Source organism: Streptomyces sp. NPDC102406 (assembly GCF_044765725.1).
Classification (GTDB): domain Bacteria; phylum Actinomycetota; class Actinomycetes; order Streptomycetales; family Streptomycetaceae; genus Streptomyces.
This window is the reverse complement of sequence record NZ_JBIWKP010000005.1, coordinates 186,998-202,763: the sequence shown is the minus strand read 5'-3', so window position 1 is coordinate 202,763 and position 15,766 is coordinate 186,998. Positions and strand designations below refer to the sequence as shown.

General features: G+C 70.7%; 17 protein-coding genes. 7 read left to right on the top strand and 10 right to left on the bottom strand.

Annotated features, from left to right (window positions below; genetic code table 11):
* The first annotated feature begins 29 nt into the window (after positions 1 to 29).
* A complete protein-coding gene (locus ACIRF8_RS22105; RefSeq protein WP_404217133.1) occupies positions 30 to 527 on the top strand; it encodes a sigma factor-like helix-turn-helix DNA-binding protein in 498 nt (165 codons plus the stop codon).
* Positions 524 to 778, top strand: a complete 255-nt coding sequence (locus tag ACIRF8_RS22100; RefSeq protein WP_404217132.1) for a hypothetical protein — start codon at positions 524 to 526, stop codon at positions 776 to 778. The genes ACIRF8_RS22105 and ACIRF8_RS22100 overlap by 4 nt, the downstream gene beginning before the upstream one ends.
* 6 nt (positions 779 to 784) lie before the next feature.
* Here ACIRF8_RS22100 and ACIRF8_RS22095 read toward each other — a convergent pair whose 3' ends face one another.
* Positions 785 to 1,960: a cystathionine gamma-synthase gene (locus ACIRF8_RS22095; RefSeq protein WP_404217131.1), complete on the bottom strand. Its 1,176-nt coding sequence runs from the start codon at positions 1,958 to 1,960 to the stop codon at positions 785 to 787.
* 57 nt (positions 1,961 to 2,017) lie between these two features.
* On the opposite strand from ACIRF8_RS22095, the gene ACIRF8_RS22090 reads away from it, so the two are divergent.
* Positions 2,018 to 3,118, top strand: a complete 1,101-nt coding sequence (locus ACIRF8_RS22090) for a hypothetical protein (RefSeq protein WP_404217130.1) — start codon at positions 2,018 to 2,020, stop codon at positions 3,116 to 3,118.
* Positions 3,119 to 3,164: 46 nt separating this feature from the next.
* On the top strand, positions 3,165 to 3,773 hold the full coding sequence (locus tag ACIRF8_RS22085; RefSeq protein WP_404217129.1) for a DUF4291 domain-containing protein: 609 nt from the start codon (positions 3,165 to 3,167) through the stop codon (positions 3,771 to 3,773).
* 15 nt (positions 3,774 to 3,788) lie between these two features.
* On the opposite strand, the gene ACIRF8_RS22080 is transcribed toward ACIRF8_RS22085, so the two are convergent.
* Positions 3,789 to 3,947 (bottom strand): DUF397 domain-containing protein, encoded by a 159-nt coding sequence (locus tag ACIRF8_RS22080; RefSeq protein ID WP_404217127.1) that lies wholly within the window; start codon positions 3,945 to 3,947, stop codon positions 3,789 to 3,791.
* Between the two features lie 391 nt (positions 3,948 to 4,338).
* On the opposite strand from ACIRF8_RS22080, the gene ACIRF8_RS22075 reads away from it, so the two are divergent.
* Entirely contained in the window at positions 4,339 to 4,638 is a 300-nt protein-coding gene (locus tag ACIRF8_RS22075) for a hypothetical protein (protein ID WP_404217126.1), read from the top strand.
* A gap of 15 nt (positions 4,639 to 4,653) precedes the next feature.
* Here ACIRF8_RS22075 and ACIRF8_RS22070 read toward each other — a convergent pair whose 3' ends face one another.
* Both ACIRF8_RS22070 and ACIRF8_RS22065 read right to left on the bottom strand, forming a co-directional pair.
* Positions 4,654 to 4,926 carry a DUF397 domain-containing protein gene (locus ACIRF8_RS22070; protein WP_404217125.1) on the bottom strand — a complete coding sequence of 91 codons (273 nt, stop codon included), beginning with the start codon at positions 4,924 to 4,926 and terminating at the stop codon, positions 4,654 to 4,656.
* Positions 4,919 to 5,782, bottom strand: a complete 864-nt coding sequence (locus tag ACIRF8_RS22065; protein WP_404217124.1) for a helix-turn-helix transcriptional regulator — start codon at positions 5,780 to 5,782, stop codon at positions 4,919 to 4,921. Before ACIRF8_RS22065 ends, ACIRF8_RS22070 begins: the two co-directional genes overlap by 8 nt.
* A 126-nt stretch (positions 5,783 to 5,908) precedes the next feature.
* On the opposite strand from ACIRF8_RS22065, the gene ACIRF8_RS22060 reads away from it, so the two are divergent.
* Positions 5,909 to 6,232: an ATP-binding protein gene (locus tag ACIRF8_RS22060; RefSeq protein ID WP_404217123.1), complete on the top strand. Its 324-nt coding sequence runs from the start codon at positions 5,909 to 5,911 to the stop codon at positions 6,230 to 6,232.
* Between the two features lie 401 nt (positions 6,233 to 6,633).
* On the opposite strand, the gene ACIRF8_RS22055 is transcribed toward ACIRF8_RS22060, so the two are convergent.
* Both ACIRF8_RS22055 and ACIRF8_RS22050 read right to left on the bottom strand, forming a co-directional pair.
* Positions 6,634 to 6,978, bottom strand: a complete 345-nt coding sequence (locus tag ACIRF8_RS22055) for a DUF1330 domain-containing protein (RefSeq protein ID WP_404217122.1) — start codon at positions 6,976 to 6,978, stop codon at positions 6,634 to 6,636.
* A 95-nt stretch (positions 6,979 to 7,073) separates the two neighbouring features.
* A complete protein-coding gene (locus tag ACIRF8_RS22050; RefSeq protein WP_404217121.1) occupies positions 7,074 to 8,117 on the bottom strand; it encodes an NAD(P)-dependent alcohol dehydrogenase in 1,044 nt (347 codons plus the stop codon).
* Between the two features lie 118 nt (positions 8,118 to 8,235).
* Between ACIRF8_RS22050 and ACIRF8_RS22045 the strand changes: the two genes are divergently transcribed.
* A complete protein-coding gene (locus ACIRF8_RS22045) occupies positions 8,236 to 9,174 on the top strand; it encodes a helix-turn-helix domain-containing protein (RefSeq protein WP_404217120.1) in 939 nt (312 codons plus the stop codon).
* Positions 9,175 to 9,192: 18 nt separating this feature from the next.
* On the opposite strand, the gene ACIRF8_RS22040 is transcribed toward ACIRF8_RS22045, so the two are convergent.
* The 4 genes from ACIRF8_RS22040 to ACIRF8_RS22025 all read right to left on the bottom strand — a co-directional run bounded on the left by ACIRF8_RS22040 (position 9,193) and on the right by ACIRF8_RS22025 (position 15,733).
* Complete coding sequence (locus ACIRF8_RS22040) at positions 9,193 to 9,963, bottom strand: group II truncated hemoglobin (RefSeq protein WP_404217119.1); 771 nt, start codon at positions 9,961 to 9,963, stop codon at positions 9,193 to 9,195.
* 109 nt (positions 9,964 to 10,072) lie between these two features.
* Positions 10,073 to 13,426: a S8 family peptidase gene (locus ACIRF8_RS22035; RefSeq protein WP_404217118.1), complete on the bottom strand. Its 3,354-nt coding sequence runs from the start codon at positions 13,424 to 13,426 to the stop codon at positions 10,073 to 10,075.
* 114 nt (positions 13,427 to 13,540) lie between these two features.
* Positions 13,541 to 14,227 (bottom strand): ABC transporter ATP-binding protein, encoded by a 687-nt coding sequence (locus ACIRF8_RS22030; RefSeq protein WP_404217117.1) that lies wholly within the window; start codon positions 14,225 to 14,227, stop codon positions 13,541 to 13,543.
* Positions 14,228 to 14,278: 51 nt separating this feature from the next.
* The gene (locus ACIRF8_RS22025; RefSeq protein WP_404217115.1) at positions 14,279 to 15,733 is read right to left on the bottom strand and encodes an ABC transporter permease; all 1,455 of its coding nucleotides are present in this window, start codon (positions 15,731 to 15,733) and stop codon (positions 14,279 to 14,281) included.
* Positions 15,734 to 15,766 lie beyond the last annotated feature (33 nt).

Below are 15,766 nucleotides of genomic sequence, written 5' to 3'. Positions count from 1 at the left end.
AGGGGGCCGCGGCGGGCCTCATATGAAGCGTGCGCGAACGGCAGGCATTCAGGAACGCCCGCCGGGCCCGGGAGTTCGAGGCGTTCGTCGCGGGCGCGGCAGGGCGGCTGCTGCATGCCGCGACCCTGCTCACCGCCGAGCGACATGATGACAACCCGCGCGCGCGGAAGCTGCTCACGGTCGCACTCGCCCATACGTACGCCTCCTGGGACCGTCTTCGGGGTGAGGATCCCTACGACTGCGTCCGCACGGAGATAGGCGTCCGCTTCGCGCACGGGGCATGGCACTGGTCCTGGCACCGGCATCGCGGGCACCGTGGTGGTGGTGTGCTGGGGCATCTGTCGCCGCAGGAGCGGCTGGTCCTCGTACTGCGGTTGTTCGAGGGCGTCGGCGAGGAACAGGTGGCGGCCCTGCTCGGCTTGCCTCCGGAGCGCGTACGGGCGCTGCACGCGCGCGCGATGGCCCTCGCTCTGCATCCGCCGCGCGGGCCCGCGCCCGCCGAACTGCCCGGGACGGCACCGGCATGAGCCTTCAGGAGCGCGAGGAGGCGACGGTCAGGGCGGTGCTCGACGCGGCGCCGCCGCCGACGGTCCCGGCCGACCTGTGCGCGGAGGCGGTGCGCAGGGGCGACCGCGCGCTGCGGCGCCGACGGATCATGTGGCGCCTTGTGTGGCTGGTCCTGTTCGCCGCGGTGGTGGCGTTCGTGGTCTGGGCGACGATGGCGCGGCCGTGGGTGGAGCCGCCCGCGAAGACGACTCCACCCCTGACCGGCTGGTGACCGTGGCTACGGGCGGGTGTCGAGCGCCTGCTGGAGGTCGGCCAGGAGGTCGTCGGCCGACTCGATGCCCACGGACAGGCGGACGAGGTCGGCGGGCACTTCGAGGTCCGAGCCCGCGACGGACGCGTGCGTCATGCGGCCGGGGTGCTCGATGAGGGACTCGACGCCGCCCAGCGACTCGCCGAGCGTGAACAGCTTCGCGCGGTCGCAGACCGCGACGGCCGCTTCCTCGCCGCCCTCGACCCGGAAGGACACCATGCCGCCGAACGCCTTCATCTGCTTGGCGGCGATCTCGTGGCCCGGGTGCTCGGGCAGCCCCGGGTAGAGGACCTTCGTGACGCGCGGGTGGCGGCTGAGCATGTCGGCGACGCGGGTCGCGTTCTCGCTGTGCCGGTCCATGCGCACGGGCAGCGTCTTGATGCCGCGCAGGACGAGCCAGGCGTCGAAGGGGCCGCACACGGCGCCCATCGCGTTCTGGTGGTAGGCCAGGTCGTCGGCGAGCGCCTGGTCGCTCACGACGAGCGCGCCGCCGACCACGTCCGAGTGGCCGCCCATGTACTTCGTCATGGAGTGCACGACGACGTCCGCGCCGAGCGCCAGGGGCTGCTGGAGGTAGGGGCTGGCGAAGGTGTTGTCGACGACGAGGCGGGCACCGGCCTCGCGGGCCACCTGGGCGACGGCGGCGATGTCGGTGATGCCGAGCAGCGGGTTCGAGGGCGTCTCGACCCAGACGGCCTTGGTCCTCGGGGTGATAGCGGCGCGCACGGAGTCGACGTCGCTCGTGTCGGCGACGGACCACTGCACGCCCCACCGCGAGACGACCTTGTCGAAGAGGCGGAACGTGCCGCCGTACGCGTCGTTCGGGATGACCACGTGGTCGCCCGGGCTCAGCAGGGTGCGCAGGAGGCAGTCCTCGGCGGCGAGCCCCGAGGCGAAGGCGAGGCCGCGCCGGCCTCCCTCCAGCGCGGCGAGGTTCTCCTCCAGGGCGGTGCGGGTCGGGTTGGCGCTGCGGCTGTACTCGTAACCGCCGCGCAGGCCCCCGACGCCGTCCTGCTTGTACGTGGAGACCTGGTAGATCGGCGGGACGACGGCGCCGGTGACGGGGTCGGCCGTGTTCCCGGCGTGGATGGCGGTCGTCTCGAACCCGCGAGGGGCGCCGTTGTGGCTGTGGGTGTCGCTCATGTACCCCGAGAGTAGTGCCGCCGCGGCCTGTCGGCCGCCTCGGCTAACTTTGAAGGCATGGGAATTCTCTGGGTCCTGATGGCCGTGCTGATGATCGCCTGGGTGGTGATGCTGCGGCGGCGCGGCGGCGGTGGCGGCATCCGTCAGGTCGCCCCGGGATCGCCCGACGCCGCGGACCCGGAGAACTACGGCTTCGTCCGCCAGGAGGAGCTGGACGTCCGCCTCCCCGGCCCCGACCAGGACCTCCTCGACGCGATGGCCGTCGTCCAGCGCAACCAGGACTTCACCGCGGCCTCGCAACTGCTCGCCGGGACCGGCAAGGAGACCGAGACCAGGTGGGAACGGGTGCAGGCGATCGCGGGCGCCGCCGCCCTTGAGCTGCGGCAGACGCCGCGCCTGGGCGCGGGATGGCTGCACGCCTGGCGGGCGCAGCAGCCCAAGGACGCGGGCGGGGCGCAGGTCTTCGCCGAGTTCCTGGTGCAGCAGGCCTGGCGCGACGGGGGGACGCCGGACGAACAGCGGATCATCCTGGAGGAGGCGCGGGCCGCCTGCGAACAGGCGGCTCTGCTGGCCCCCGGCGACCCGGTCCCGCACATCACGCACCTCGCGGTGGCACGGGGGCTCGGCTACTCCCGCCCCGAGTTCGAACAGTTGTGGCTGAAGATCCTCGACACGGCCCCCGGCCACATGGGCGCGCATCTCGCGGGCCTGCGCTACTGGACGGAGAAGTGGCACGGCTCGCGCGAGGAGGCGTTCGCGTTCGCCGAGGCCGCCGCGGCCCGCGCCCCGCGCGGCTCACTCCTCGCGGCCCTGCCGTTGTTCGCGCTGTACGAGCACATGCCCGACCTGAACCTCGTCCGCGGCTTCTACGAGAGCGAGGTCGTGCGGAAGGCGCTCCACGGCGCCCTGTTCGCGGTCTCCGCCGCCCGCCCCGACGACCCGATGCTCGCCCACGTCCGCCACCTCCTCGTCTTCTTCCTGGTCCGCGCCGAACGCTGGTCGGAGGCGATGCGGCAACTGGTCCACGTGGACGGCCACGTGGGCGCGATCCCGTGGACGGCGGAGGAGGACCCGGCGGCGTCGTACGCGGTGTACCGGGCGCTCGCGGTCGCGGGGTTCGAGGCGAATGGGGGGAGTCCGGCGAGCTTGCGGGCCTGAGTTATCCGGTGGCGGGCGGAAGGGTGGGGCGCTCATTCTGTCCGGCATGAGTGAGGCGATTCCCCGGCATGAGATCCGGGCCCGCTATACCGATTCCACAGTGACCGTCTATCAGGCGTACCCGCCGGAGATCGGTCTGCGGGCCGCGCGCGACGGCCGCTTCCCCAGCGCGTGGAAGCGGGACCGGATGACGTGGATCAAGCCGTCTTTCCTGTGGATGATGTACCGGTGCGGCTGGGGCACGAAGGCGGGGCAGGAGGTCGTACTCGCCGTGGAGATCCAGCGGGCCGGGTTCGAGTGGGCGCTGCGGAACGCGTGCCTGTCGAGTTACGAGGCCGGGGTGCACGCCGATCATGCGGCCTGGAAACGGGAGTTGCGGCAGGCGCCTGCGCGGGTGCAGTGGGACCCGGAGCGGGATCTGTCGCTGCGACCGCTTCCGCACCGGTCGTTGCAGCTCGGGCTCTCCGGGGAGGCGGTTCGGCGGTACGCGGATGAGTGGCTGGTGTCGGTCACGGATGTGACGCCGCGCGTGCGGGACATACGAGAGCTGGTCGCCGGGGGTGATGCGGAGGCGGCGGGTGCGTTGCTCCCGGCGGAGCGGTCGTACCCGGGGCATGAAGTATTGACGGCGCATCTGGTGGCGTCGCCCACTTGATGCCCCGGGCGTCGCTCAGCGCAGGTTTGCGATGAACGCGGACCAAGTCGTGTCGGCGACGACGATGACGGGGCCGGTGGGGTTCTTGCTGTCGCGGACCGGGACGATTCCCGGGGAGCCTTCAGCGATCTCGACGCAGTGGCCGCCGTCGCCGTTGCTGTAGCTACTGCTCAACCAGAGTGCGCCACTCAAGTCGGTCCATTCACTCGCCATTTTCGGTCATCCTCTGCAGCCGCTTCGATGACAGCCCGGGACGTTGTCCCTGCGCCGATCGTACGGGCGGCGGTGTTCCGCGTCGACGAGGCCTTTGCGCCCGGCCAGTTGTGCTGCGGCCGCCAGGTAGACCAGCGGCATGGCACAGGCACATATGACCAGCCGTCCTATCCATCAGTTTTGGCCATACCGCCCGTTCACTGCATGATGCGCTACGCCCCTCGCCACCATTACGAATATGGCGACTTCGGGGGCAAGGAACAGTGGGCTCGGTGGCTTGAGACAGTGGTGGGGCCTCTTGGCCGGCGCTCTCCTCATTGCCGCTTGGATCAATGAAGCGGCAGGACCGGCGGTGATCGTCACCCTGTCCGCCGTGGTCCTCCTCTGGACCTTCTTCCAAGCCCCCGTGACGTGCGGCGCTCCGGTCAGAGGACGGAGCGACGGCTGCCGCAACAATGCGACCGGCATCCTCATGGGCTGCCACATCCATCAGCACCGCTGGCAGAAGCTCAAGATGCTGATTTTTCGCCGACGCGTGCGGGAGTTCTGCTCCGGATTGTTCTCCGACGGCAAGGCCGCCCTGGTCACGCTCGCGGCAGTGGGCAGCTTTCTCTCGGGCCTGGTGGCGCTCGTACCCGGTATCGCCACGTGACGCACGGCCCGTCGGTCAGGCCGACGGGCCTTTGCCCCTGAGCGATGCGATGAACGGAACCCATGCGGGGGCGCCCACTATCATCGCGGGGCCGTCCGGGTTCTTGGAGTCACGGACTGGGACGATGCCAGGGGTGCCCTCGGCGATTTCGACGCAGTTGCCGCCATCGCCGTTGCTGTGACTGGACTTGCGCCAATGGGCAGCGCCGGGGAAGTCGCGGGCGACCTCGACGCAATCACCGCCGTCACCGTTGCTGAAGCTGCTCTTGAACCAGAGCGCGTCACTCAAGTCGGTCCGGCTGCTTGCCACTTCGGTATTCCTCCGTCGCTGACTCGATCATGGCCAGGGACGCGTCCGGTGACTGGGCGACGGCCCTGAGCCGATCGTATGCCTTGCGGTACTGCTTCACGAGGGCTGGATCGTCGATGGTCGTGCCGCTGTACGAAGCCTCTAGATAGACGAGCGGCGGAGCATCCAGGAAGCCCATGACCTTGATGGACGCAGCCATCAAGGGATACGGGCCGGGCTTCCGCAGAACGACCTGCGGAACGATCCGGTGGCGATGAGCCAGCTCCGCGATGCGGTCGAGCTGCATGGCCATGTCGGGCGCCGGAACCACCGGGTCCGTCAGCAGCGACTCGTGCAGGATCGCCCAGTACTCGGGGGTGTTGTGGTGCTCCTCGAAGAGGCGGGCACGCGCGAGGCGGGCAGTGACCTTCTCCTCGATCCAGTCGTCGGCGGCCATGGGGTGGGCCGCCCGGACCTGTGCCCGCGCGTACGGCGCGAGTTGAAGCAGGCCGGGGATGGTGCTGGGGCACCACTCCTCGATTGTCTCCGCATGCCGCTCGGCTTCCAGCACCTGCTGGAAGTACGCGGCATGCGGCCCCCGCCGCGCCCTGCCGACGTCCTCACAACCCCGCGCGAAGTACCCATCCGTACCCAGGACTCGATCCACATGCTGAGCCAGCTCCATCGGCATCCGGCGCTCACCGCGCTCGATGTCGCTGAGCAGCGACTTTCCGTAGAAGCTGCCCTCGACCAGCTCCTCCAGCGACAGGCCCGCCGCCTCCCGCTTCCACCTCAGCTCCTTGCCGTAGAACGTCGGGACGCTCATCGAGCCGTCGATGTCCTTGCGTCGTGCCATCGCTCACCGCCGTGTGGGGGGCTTCCGCAGCTCATGCCGCGTACTCGAAACCCTCGTCACGGTACGCAGCGCGACGTCACAGTGTGAGCGAATCGTCACAGTGCGCTCAGGAAGGTGACCCCGCTCGTGCCCGAGGTACGCCACCACCTCCGCGCCCACGACTACGAAGTACGGCTCTGCGCCTCGGAGTTGATGACCAACGTCATCGACCACCTCGGCGAGGGCACCCCCGTCTCCGTACGGGTCTACGTCACGGACAGCGACCGCACCCGCGTCGAGGTGACCGACCCCGACCCGCGCGCCCTGCCCGTACTCATGCACGCCACGCTGACCGACGAGTGCGGCCGGGGTCTCACCCTCGTCGGGGCGCTCGCGCTGCGCTGGGGCGTGGAACAGGGGGCCGGTGGCAAGACCGTGTGGTGCGAACTGGCCACCGAAGCCGCGCCGTGAGGGGCTTCGTCCGGGCTCTGCTCGAAGCGTTCCTGCCGGGCACCGGTCGCCGCCGCCGCGTGCACATCGAACCCCGCGCCACTCCTCCCCCACCGCCGCAACCGCCACCGCGTCCCCGCAGCCCCTACGCCCGCGAGGCCGCGGAAGCGATCCGCGTGGACGTCAGCCGCGTACCGCTCATCCGCCCCTACTACCTGGCCGCGGAGATGGCCGACGCAGGCGGTTCACGTCAACTTGTGGCGAGTCCGAGCCGCCGCCGGGCTCGGTGACCTACGGCGACATCACCAACGACGCCTGGTCCTACCTCCCGCAGCAACAGGGGTGGATCAGCAACATCTTCCTGTCGGGACCGGCCTGGATGCCGGGCGTACCGGAGTGCCGCTGACCGCCGCACCGACCACTCACGACGCGTCGCGCATGGCCGCCGCCGTGCGCGACGCGTCGTAGTCGGCGGGCACGCCCTCGACGAACACCATCTCGCCCGGGATGTGGTCGGCCCGCAGCCGCACGATCTCCTGGTAGGCGGGCGACGCGTACCACTCGTGGGCCCGCGCCAGGTCCGGGAAGCCGACGATGACCATGTCGCCGTGCCACTCCCCCTCCACGTACTCGCTCCTCTTGCCGTGGGAGAGGAACCGGCCGCCGTACGGGGCGAACGTGCCCTGGACGCGTTCGATGTACGTGAGCACGTCGGGGTGGAGCGGGCCGGGCTCGGGACGCAGTACGGCTATCGCGTAGGCAGTCATGGGAAACGCCCTCCTCGGGTCCGGTGGAGCAGATGTCCGCATCCTGCCGGGCGCCGGGGAGGGCGTCGATTACCTCGGACGTAAGACCGGAACGGTCAGATCGTCGCCGCGTCGATCACGAAGCGGTAGCGCACGTCCGAGTTGAGGACGCGCTCGTACGCCTCGTTGACCTGGCTGGCCTCGATCAACTCGATCTCCGCGCCCAGGTGGTGCTCGGCGCAGAAGTCGAGCATCTCCTGGGTCTCGGCGATGCCGCCGATCATCGAACCGGCGAGGGTCTTGTTGCCGCCGATGAGGGAGAACAGGTTGAGGGAGATCGGCTCCTCGGGGGCGCCGACGTTGACCAGGGCGCCGCCCGTCTTGAGCAGGCTCAGGTACGCGCCGAAGTCGACCTGCGCCGACACCGTGGACAGGATGATGTCGAAGGTGCCCGCCAGGTCCTGGAAGGTCTTCGGGTCGCTGGTCGCGTAGTAGTGGTCGGCGCCCAGCTTCAGGCCGTCGTCCTTCTTGCGCAGCGACTGGGAGAGGACGGTGACCTCCGCGCCGAGCGCGTGCGCGATCTTGACACCCATGTGGCCGAGGCCGCCGAGACCGACCACGGCGACCTTCTTGCCGGGGCCCGCGCCCCAGTGCTTGAGCGGGGAGTACGTGGTGATGCCGGCGCAGAGCAGCGGGGCGGCCACGTCGAGGGAGATGCCGTCCGGGATGCGGAGCGTGAACGCCTCGTCGACGACGACCTTCTGCGAGTAGCCGCCGTAGGTGGGCTCGCCGTCCTTGCCGATGGCGTTGTACGTGCCCACGTTCCCGCGGACGCAGTGCTGCTCCTGGCCGCTCAGGCAGGGCTCGCACTCGCGGCAGGAGTCGACCATGCAGCCGACGCCGACGCGGTCGCCGACCTTGAACTTGGTCACGCCGGGGCCGACCTCGGAGACGACACCGGCGATCTCGTGGCCCGGGACCATCGGGAAGATGGCCTCGCCCCAGCCCTCGCGGGCCTGGTGGATGTCGGAGTGGCAGATACCGGCGAACTTGATGTCGATCAGTACGTCGTGCTCGCCGACCGTACGGCGCTCGATGGTGGTGCGCTCCAGCGGAGCCTTGGAGCTGGGCGCGGCGTATGCGGCAACAGTCGTGGTCATGGTCTCCAGGGTGCCCCTTGGAAGCCTGTTCACCCAGGTCACCGCTTTGCGTACGTCCAGCGGTCCTACTACTGACGGGGTCAGGCTCGTGGGCGTAGGACCGGGAATACTTGGACGCATGGACGAGCGAGCCGACCACTCCGATCACCCCGACCGTCCGGCGGGTTCCGCCGCGGCCGACGGCCTCGACCAGCGGGCCGAGCTGAGCGAGTTCCTGCGCACCCGGCGGGCCCGGCTCAAGCCGGAGGACGTGGGGATCGCCTCCATGGGGCGCCACCGGCGGGTGCCGGGGCTGCGCCGTGAGGAGCTGGCGCAGCTCGCCGGGGTCTCCGTGGCGTACTACACACGTCTGGAGCAGGGCAACGGGCGCAACGTGTCGGCCGAGGTGCTCGACGCGATCGGGCGCGCCCTGCGGCTCAGCGACGCCGAGCAGGCGCATCTGACGCGGCTCGCCAAGCCGCGGCAGCAGCGCAGCAGGAACCGGGTGCCGCGACGGCAGACGGTGCGGACGGGGCTGCGGCAGTTGCTGGACTCGATGGAGGGCGTGCCCGCGTACGTGGCCGGGGCGCGCTCCGAGATCCTCGCGTGGAACCGGATGGCGGCGGCCCTCTTCGGCGACTGGGGCAGGCTCGCCCCGGCCGAACGGAACTGGGCGCGGCTGACGTTCCTCGACCCGGGCTACCGTGACCTGTTCCGTGACTGGGACTCCAAGGCCTCCGACATGGTCAGCTATCTGCGGCTGTACGCGGGCCAGCACCCGGACGACCCGGAGCTGTCGGCGCTCGTGGGGGAACTGTCCGTCAAGAGCGACGAGTTCAGGCGGCTGTGGGCCACCCACGACGTCAAGGAGAAGGGGCACGGCGTGAAGCGGATGCGGCATCCGCTGGTCGGCGAGCTGACCCTGTCCTACGAGACGCTGCATCTGCCGGACGACGACGAGCAGTACCTGTGCGTCTACCACGCGGAGCCGAACTCGCCGGCCTCGGAGGCGTTGCGCCTGCTGGCGAGCTGGGGCGCGGACGCGGTGCCCGCGGAGGACGCCCCCCTGCCCGAGTGAGCGCCGCCAGCGACTCTGTCAGCGCCGGTACGGTGGCGCCGCGCCCCATGTCCACAGCGGCACGGGCTGCTCGGGCGGGCGGCTCGCGCCGGGGGCCGAGAAGTGGACGGCCAGGCGTGTGCCCCACTCGACGTAGGCGCTGAACGCGGAGCGGAACGCCGGGTCCGTGGGCAGGCCCGCCTCGTCCGCGGCGTCCTGGATGAGGGCGACCCAGCGGCGGCGCTGCGGCTCCGTGATGCCTTTGCCGATGTGCTTGGCGACCATGTGGCTGTGCCCGCCGTGCTGCTCCGTGTAGGCGGCGGGGCCGCCGAAGACCTCGCCCAGCCAGCGCGCCACGTGCTCGGCGTGCTCGGCGGGGAGATCGGCGAAGAGCGGGCCGAGCAGGTCGTCCTTGAGGACCTCGGCGTAGAAGACGGTGGTGAGGCGGGTCAGTGCCTCGGCGCCGCCCGCCCAGGCGTAGAGGGTGGGTTCGGCCGAGCCCGTGCCGCGTACGGTGGTCGGCTTGTAGTGGCGCATCTCCTGGATGTCGCCGACGTAGGGGCGGATCTCGGCGAGGAAGTCCCGGAACCGGCCGGAGGTGCGAAAGCCCTCCACGTGGTCCTCGGTGGAGGTCCAGACGATGCGCAGGACGAAGTGCTCGAAGTCCTCCTCGCAGCGGGCGAGTTCGTAGGACACACAGTGCGGGGACGCCGCGAGCTGCCGGGCCGCGCGCGTGTAGGCGGCCAGGAACTGCGCCGAGCGGTCCTCGGGGATGTGGTAGCGGATGTACTCGACCGTCTGAGTCGTCATGGCGGCCAGCGAAACACGGACGGCCCGCCCCGGCCATGAGCCGGAACGGGCCGCCCGCCGTATCCGCGCTGGGCGTAATGCCCGCGCGTCCACCGCGTGTGCGGGAGCGCTACGTGAGCGGCTTCCCGTAGTACGCGTCGTAGACCGAGACGGTCGACGTGTTGCCCTTCTTGTCGACGATGTCGGCGCGGAACGAGATCGACTTGCCCGCCGCCGGGTTCTTGACGGTGACCATGCCCCGCTTCACGTCGGTCTTCCGCCAGTTCTTGCCGCTGTCGTACGAGACGTACACGGCGAGGGACTTGAGGTTGCTGCCCGCGGCGGCGCCCTGGACCGTGACCGGGAAGGTCTGCGGCCGGTTCGCCGCGCCCTTGCTGTCGAGTCCGACGGAGGCACCGAACCGGGCCCCGGACACCGGGAGCTGGACCAGCTCGGCCGACTTCTTGGAGCGGAACGTCCAGGTCGCGTCGATGCGGCTGGAGGCAGGCGAGACCTTCGCGTCACGCTTGACCGAGGTCGTCAGCTTGTACGCGGCGTCGGCCGCCGGAACCTTGTAGCCCCGCTCGCCCATCAGCGTGTCGGCGCCGGAGGCGACCTTCGTGCCGTCGCGGTAGAGCGTCGTGACGACGGAGGTGTACTCCGACGAGCCCACGTGGGACTGGTTGTCGGCGAACAGCGGCAGGTACCCGTACAGCTCGTCGCCTTCGCGGAAGACGCCGTACTCGCCGTCGATGCGCGGCCCGAACACGGCCCTGTTGAACGTCTTCGCGTAGCTCTTGCCCGCCTTGAAGGTCTGCGGGTCACCGAGCGTGTAGAAGGCTTCCCCGATCGGGAAACCGTCGGCGTCCTTGCCCGCGAACTGCGTGAAGTCCAGACCCCACTGGATCTGGTCGCCGGTCGACAGGTGCAGGGTGCGGGTGGCGGGCAGCTTCTGCTCGACGGGCACGCCGAACATGGCGTCCTCGGGGAACATGCCGGTGACGCCGAGCGTCCCGCTCTTGCCGTCGGCGGGAGCGCCCAGCTTGTTGGTGACGGTGGCCAGTTCGGACGCCTTGTAGTGCTTGACCTTGGCGCCCTGGAGCTGCGGGACCGCGGCGCTGGTCGCCACGTCGTACTCGGTGCCGTCGCCCTTGGCGAACTGCCCGAACCAGTTCTGCGTCAGACCGCCGGAGACCGTGCCGCCGAGCGGCGCCACCCGGATGTTCGCGAACGAGTCCGCCATGATGGAGAACCCGCCGAGAGCCGGCTCGTAGCTGTAGTCGACCATCGCGCTGAGCGGCTTCGCCCCGGCGTCGGGCACCGTGATGTCGGCGGCCTTCGTCGTGCGGGCGTCCAGCGTCAGCGTCAGGTTCTTGGTGACGGAGAGCTTCGGCTGCACGATCCAGTCGACGCCGCCCTTGAACTCCTCCAGGTCCTTGGCCAGCAGCCCGTCCAGGAGGTAAGTGCCCTTGGGCACCCGCAGCTTCGCCACGCCCGACTCGGTCTGCGGCGCGGAGAACACCTTGTCCCTGCCGGCGCCCGCGTAGCCCGAGAGGTCGGTCAGGTACGTCGACTGGGGCTTGCCGTCACGGTCGATGTGCTTGAGCGTCACGTCGTACGACTCGATCTCGCGCTGCACCGCCGCCGCCGTGCGCACGGTCTGGCCGCCGCCGCTCGCCACGACGTACGCGGAGTACGCGCCGTCGACGGTGCCGCCGAGCTTGGTGTTCGCCGTCAGGGAGACGTCGGCGGTACCGCCCGCGGGGACGGTCACCTTGGTTGCGGACAGCGTGAAGAACCCGGCCGGCGCGGCCTGCCCCTTGGGGTCGGTGGCCGACACCGCGAGGGAGAGCGTGACGTCCTTGGTCCCGGTGTTGCGGTACGTCACCTTCTTGGTGAGCGCCTTGTCGTCGGTGTGGGGCCACTGCGCGATACCGAAGCCCACCGAGACGTTCTCGGCGAACACCGTCTGCTTGATGGCCTTGTCGACCTGGATACGGCCGCTGCCCTGCTGGAACGGCGTGTACGCGCCGCCCTTGGCCGAGCCGACGAGGGCGGCCTTCAACTGCTGGTAGCCCCAGTCCGGGTGCTCCTGCTTGAGGATCGCCGCGGCGCCCGCGACGTGCGGCGTCGCCATCGACGTACCGGAGATGGTGAGATACCCGGCGGGCTTCTCGCCGACCTCCTGGGCGATGACGCTGCCGGGGGCGGCGGCGGCCGTGATGTCGACGCCCGGCGCGGTCACGTCCGGCTTGATCCCGCCGTCACCGACGCGCGGCCCCGTCGAGGAGAAGTCCGCCAGCTTGTCCTTGCCGTCGACGGCACCGACGGTCAGCGCCGCGTCCGCGCTGCCGGGCGAACCGATGGACTGCGGCCCCTCGTTGCCCGCGGCGATGGCGAACAGGACGCCCTTCTCCGCCGACAGCTTGTTGACCTCGGCCTCCAGCGGGTCGATCTCGGGGGTGTCACCGCCGCCGAGGCTGAGGTTGATGATGTCGGCGCCCTGCGCGGCGGCCCACTCCATGCCGGCGAGGATGCCCGAGTCGTCCCCGTACCCGTCGTCGTCGAGCACCTTGCCGTTGAGGATCTTGGCGCCGGGCGCGACGCCCTTGTACGCGCCGCCGGACTTGGCTCCCGTGCCGGCCGCGATGGAGGCGACGTGCGTGCCGTGCCCGTAGTGGTCGGTGGCGTCGGCGGCCTTCGAGAAGTTCTTCTCCTCGACGACCTGGCCCTTCAGGTCGGGGTGCGTGGCCGCGACCCCCGTGTCCAGGACGGCGATCTTCACGCCCTTGCCGTCGTACCCGGCGGCCCAGGCCGCGGGCGCGCCGATCTGCGGCACCGAGGTGTCGAGGCTCGCGCGGCGCAGGCCGTCGAGCCAGATGCGGCTGATCCCGGCGGCGGTGTCGCCCGTGCCGGTGGTCACCGCGTCCCACAGCTTGCCCGCGTCGTCCTTGGGCGTGGTGACGGCGTCCGCGTTGAGCGCCTTGAGGCGGTGGCGGACGGTGGTGTCACCGGCGTCGCGCACCTCGGCCCGGGTCGCGGCGGCCGCGCCCCGATAGCCGACGATCACCTTGAGGCCACTGCGCCGCGCCTTCGTGTACGCGGCCTTCGACAGCTCGGTGACGTCGAAGAGGCGCTGGTCGAGGCGGCCCTCGGCGATGAGCCGCCGGGCGTCGGCCGGTACGACGTAGGTGTGTCCCGCGACCTTGCGTATCTGCACGGGTATGTGGGCGCGCCCCTCGGCGCGCTGCAACCCGACCGGCTTGCCCTTCGCGTCGAGGGCGACACGGTCACCGGTGATGAGCGTGACGTGTGTCCGCGGCTTCAGGGCCTGGCCGCCGTGGGCGGCGGCGGACACGGGTGCGGCGGCCGACGGGACGGTCAGTCCCGCCGTCAGCGCGACGACGGCCGCCGCGGAGGCGACGGCCGCGCCACGCCGCGTACGGCCGCGTCGGTTGTGCCCGGTCTGCTTCTGTCTGTGCAACGTTCCCCCTGGTGACGGTGGTTCACCGGTCAGGGACCTCGGTCGGCCCCCCTGGATGAAGAGGGCACAGGGGGCCCACAGGTTGCGTCGGGGCGGAGTTTTGAGAGCGAACTCTCAGCGGGCGGGGGTGTTCTCGGTCACCGTGATGCGGCCCTTGCGGATCGTCGCGAGGCGCGGTGCCTTCCGCGCGATCGCCGAGTCGTGCGTGACCATGACGAACGTGAGCCCGTGCTCCTTCCACCGCTCTTCCAGTACGTCCATGATCTCGTCCCGCATGGACTCGTCGAGGTTGCCGGTCGGTTCGTCGGCGAGCAGCACCTTCGGGTTCTTGACCAGGGCCCGCGCGATGGCGACGCGCTGCTGCTGCCCGCCGGACATCTCCGAGGGGAGGTGGCCGAGCCGTTCGCCGAGCCCCACCGACTCCAGTGCCTCGGCGGCCCGTTCGCGCCGCTCGGCACCCTTGAGGCCGAGCGGCACGAGCGCGGTCTCGACGTTCTCCTGCGCGGTCAGTGTCGGGATGAGGTTGAAGGACTGGAACACGAACCCGATGGACTCGGCGCGGACCCGGGTGAGCCGCGCCTCGGGCAGGGTGGCCAGATCGGTGCCGTCGAGTTCGACGCTGCCCGCGGTGGGCCGGTCGAGGCCGCCGAGCATCTGGAGCAGCGTCGACTTGCCGCCGCCCGTGGGGCCCTGGATGACGAGCCGGTCGCCGTCGCCGATGGTCAGGTCGACGCCCGCGAGCGCGTGGACGGTGTCCTTGGCCCGCCGGTACTGCTTGGTGACGCCTCTGAGCTGGTACATGGTGCAACTCCTGCGATACGAGGGGGGTGGGTGCCCGTGCAGGGCTGCTGGCTACTCGACGCGGCGCAGCGCGTCCGCCGGCCCGAGCCGCGAGGCGCGCCAGCCGCCGAACGCGCCGGCGATCAGTCCGCCCGCGACGGCGAGGCCGACGGCGAGGGCGATGGTGGTCGCGGAGACGGGGGCGCTGAGCGCGATGTCGAGGGTCTTGCCGCTCGTGGCGCGGCGCATCATGCCGCCGCCGAATCCGCCGCCGGTCCCCGGGCCGCCGGTGGCGCCCAGTTGGGCGGAGAGGGTGGGGCTGACGGCGGTGACGGCGTAGGCGCCCGCGAGGCCGACGGCGATGCCGAGGACGCCGCCCAGCAGCCCGTTGACGACGGCCTCGCCGATGACCTGGCGGGTCACCCGGCCCGACGTCCAGCCGAGCGCCTTGAGGGTGCCGAACTCCCGGACGCGTCGCGACACGGCCGACGACGTGAGCAGCCCGGCGACGAGGAACGCGGCGACGAGTACGGCGATCGACAGCCACTTGCCGACGTTCGAGGCGAGGTCGGAGGCGGTGGAGAGGGAGCCGGAGACGGTGTCCGCGAGGTCGGCGGAGGTGGTGACGGTCGTGCCGGAGATGTTCTTCTGGATCGTCGACTTGACCGCGTCGATCTGCTGCGAGTCGGTCGCCTTGACGTAGACCGTCGTCACCTTGTCCTTGGCGTCGGCGAGCGTCTGGGCCCGCTTCAGCGGCAGGTACAGGTTGGCGGCGGCGTCCCCGCTGTCGGGCGTCGCGATGCCGATGATCTTGAAGGTGGTGCCCTTGACCGTGACGGTGTCGTCGAGGGCGAGCTTCTTCTCCTTGGCGTAGGAGGCGTCGGCGACGACGACCGCGGCGTCCGTCTCGGAGGTCTTGAAGGTCCGCCCCGCGGTGATCTTCGAGGAGGTCAGCGGGCCGAGGTCCTGCCGGGTGACGTCGGTGCCGAAGACGGAGTAGGAGTTGACGTCGAAGTCGGCGCCGCCGCCCTCGACCCGGCCCTGCGGCTCGCCGCTGCCGCCGGGGCCGCCCCGCCCGGCCGCGCCGCTCCCCTGGTCCTGCTTGAACTGGCCCCGGGTGAACTGGCCGCTGACCTTCATCACCTGGAGGCTCAGGCCGCCCACGGTGGAGTCGACGCCCTTCTGCCGCGCGACCTCGCTGACGGTGGAGGCGGCGAGGGTCTGGAACCCCCGCACCATCACCCGGTCCGTGCTCTGCTCCTGCCCCGAGTCGCTGTCGTCGGCGTCGAAGTTGAAGCGTGGCCGGCCGGTGGCGCCCTCCTTCGGCGCGGCGGCGGCCTTGGTGACGGTCATGTCCGTGCCCAGGCCGTAGAGGGAGTGCAGGACCTTGTCCTGCGCCTGGCTCATGCCGGAGGAGACGGAGTTGACGACGATGACGAGCGCGATACCGAGCGCGAGCCCGGAGGCGACGACGAGCGCCGCCTTTCTGCGCCGGCGCAGCTCGCGCCTGAGATAGGTGAAGAACATCGAAGCCTCGCCGGTGACGGCCCCGAACCGGGG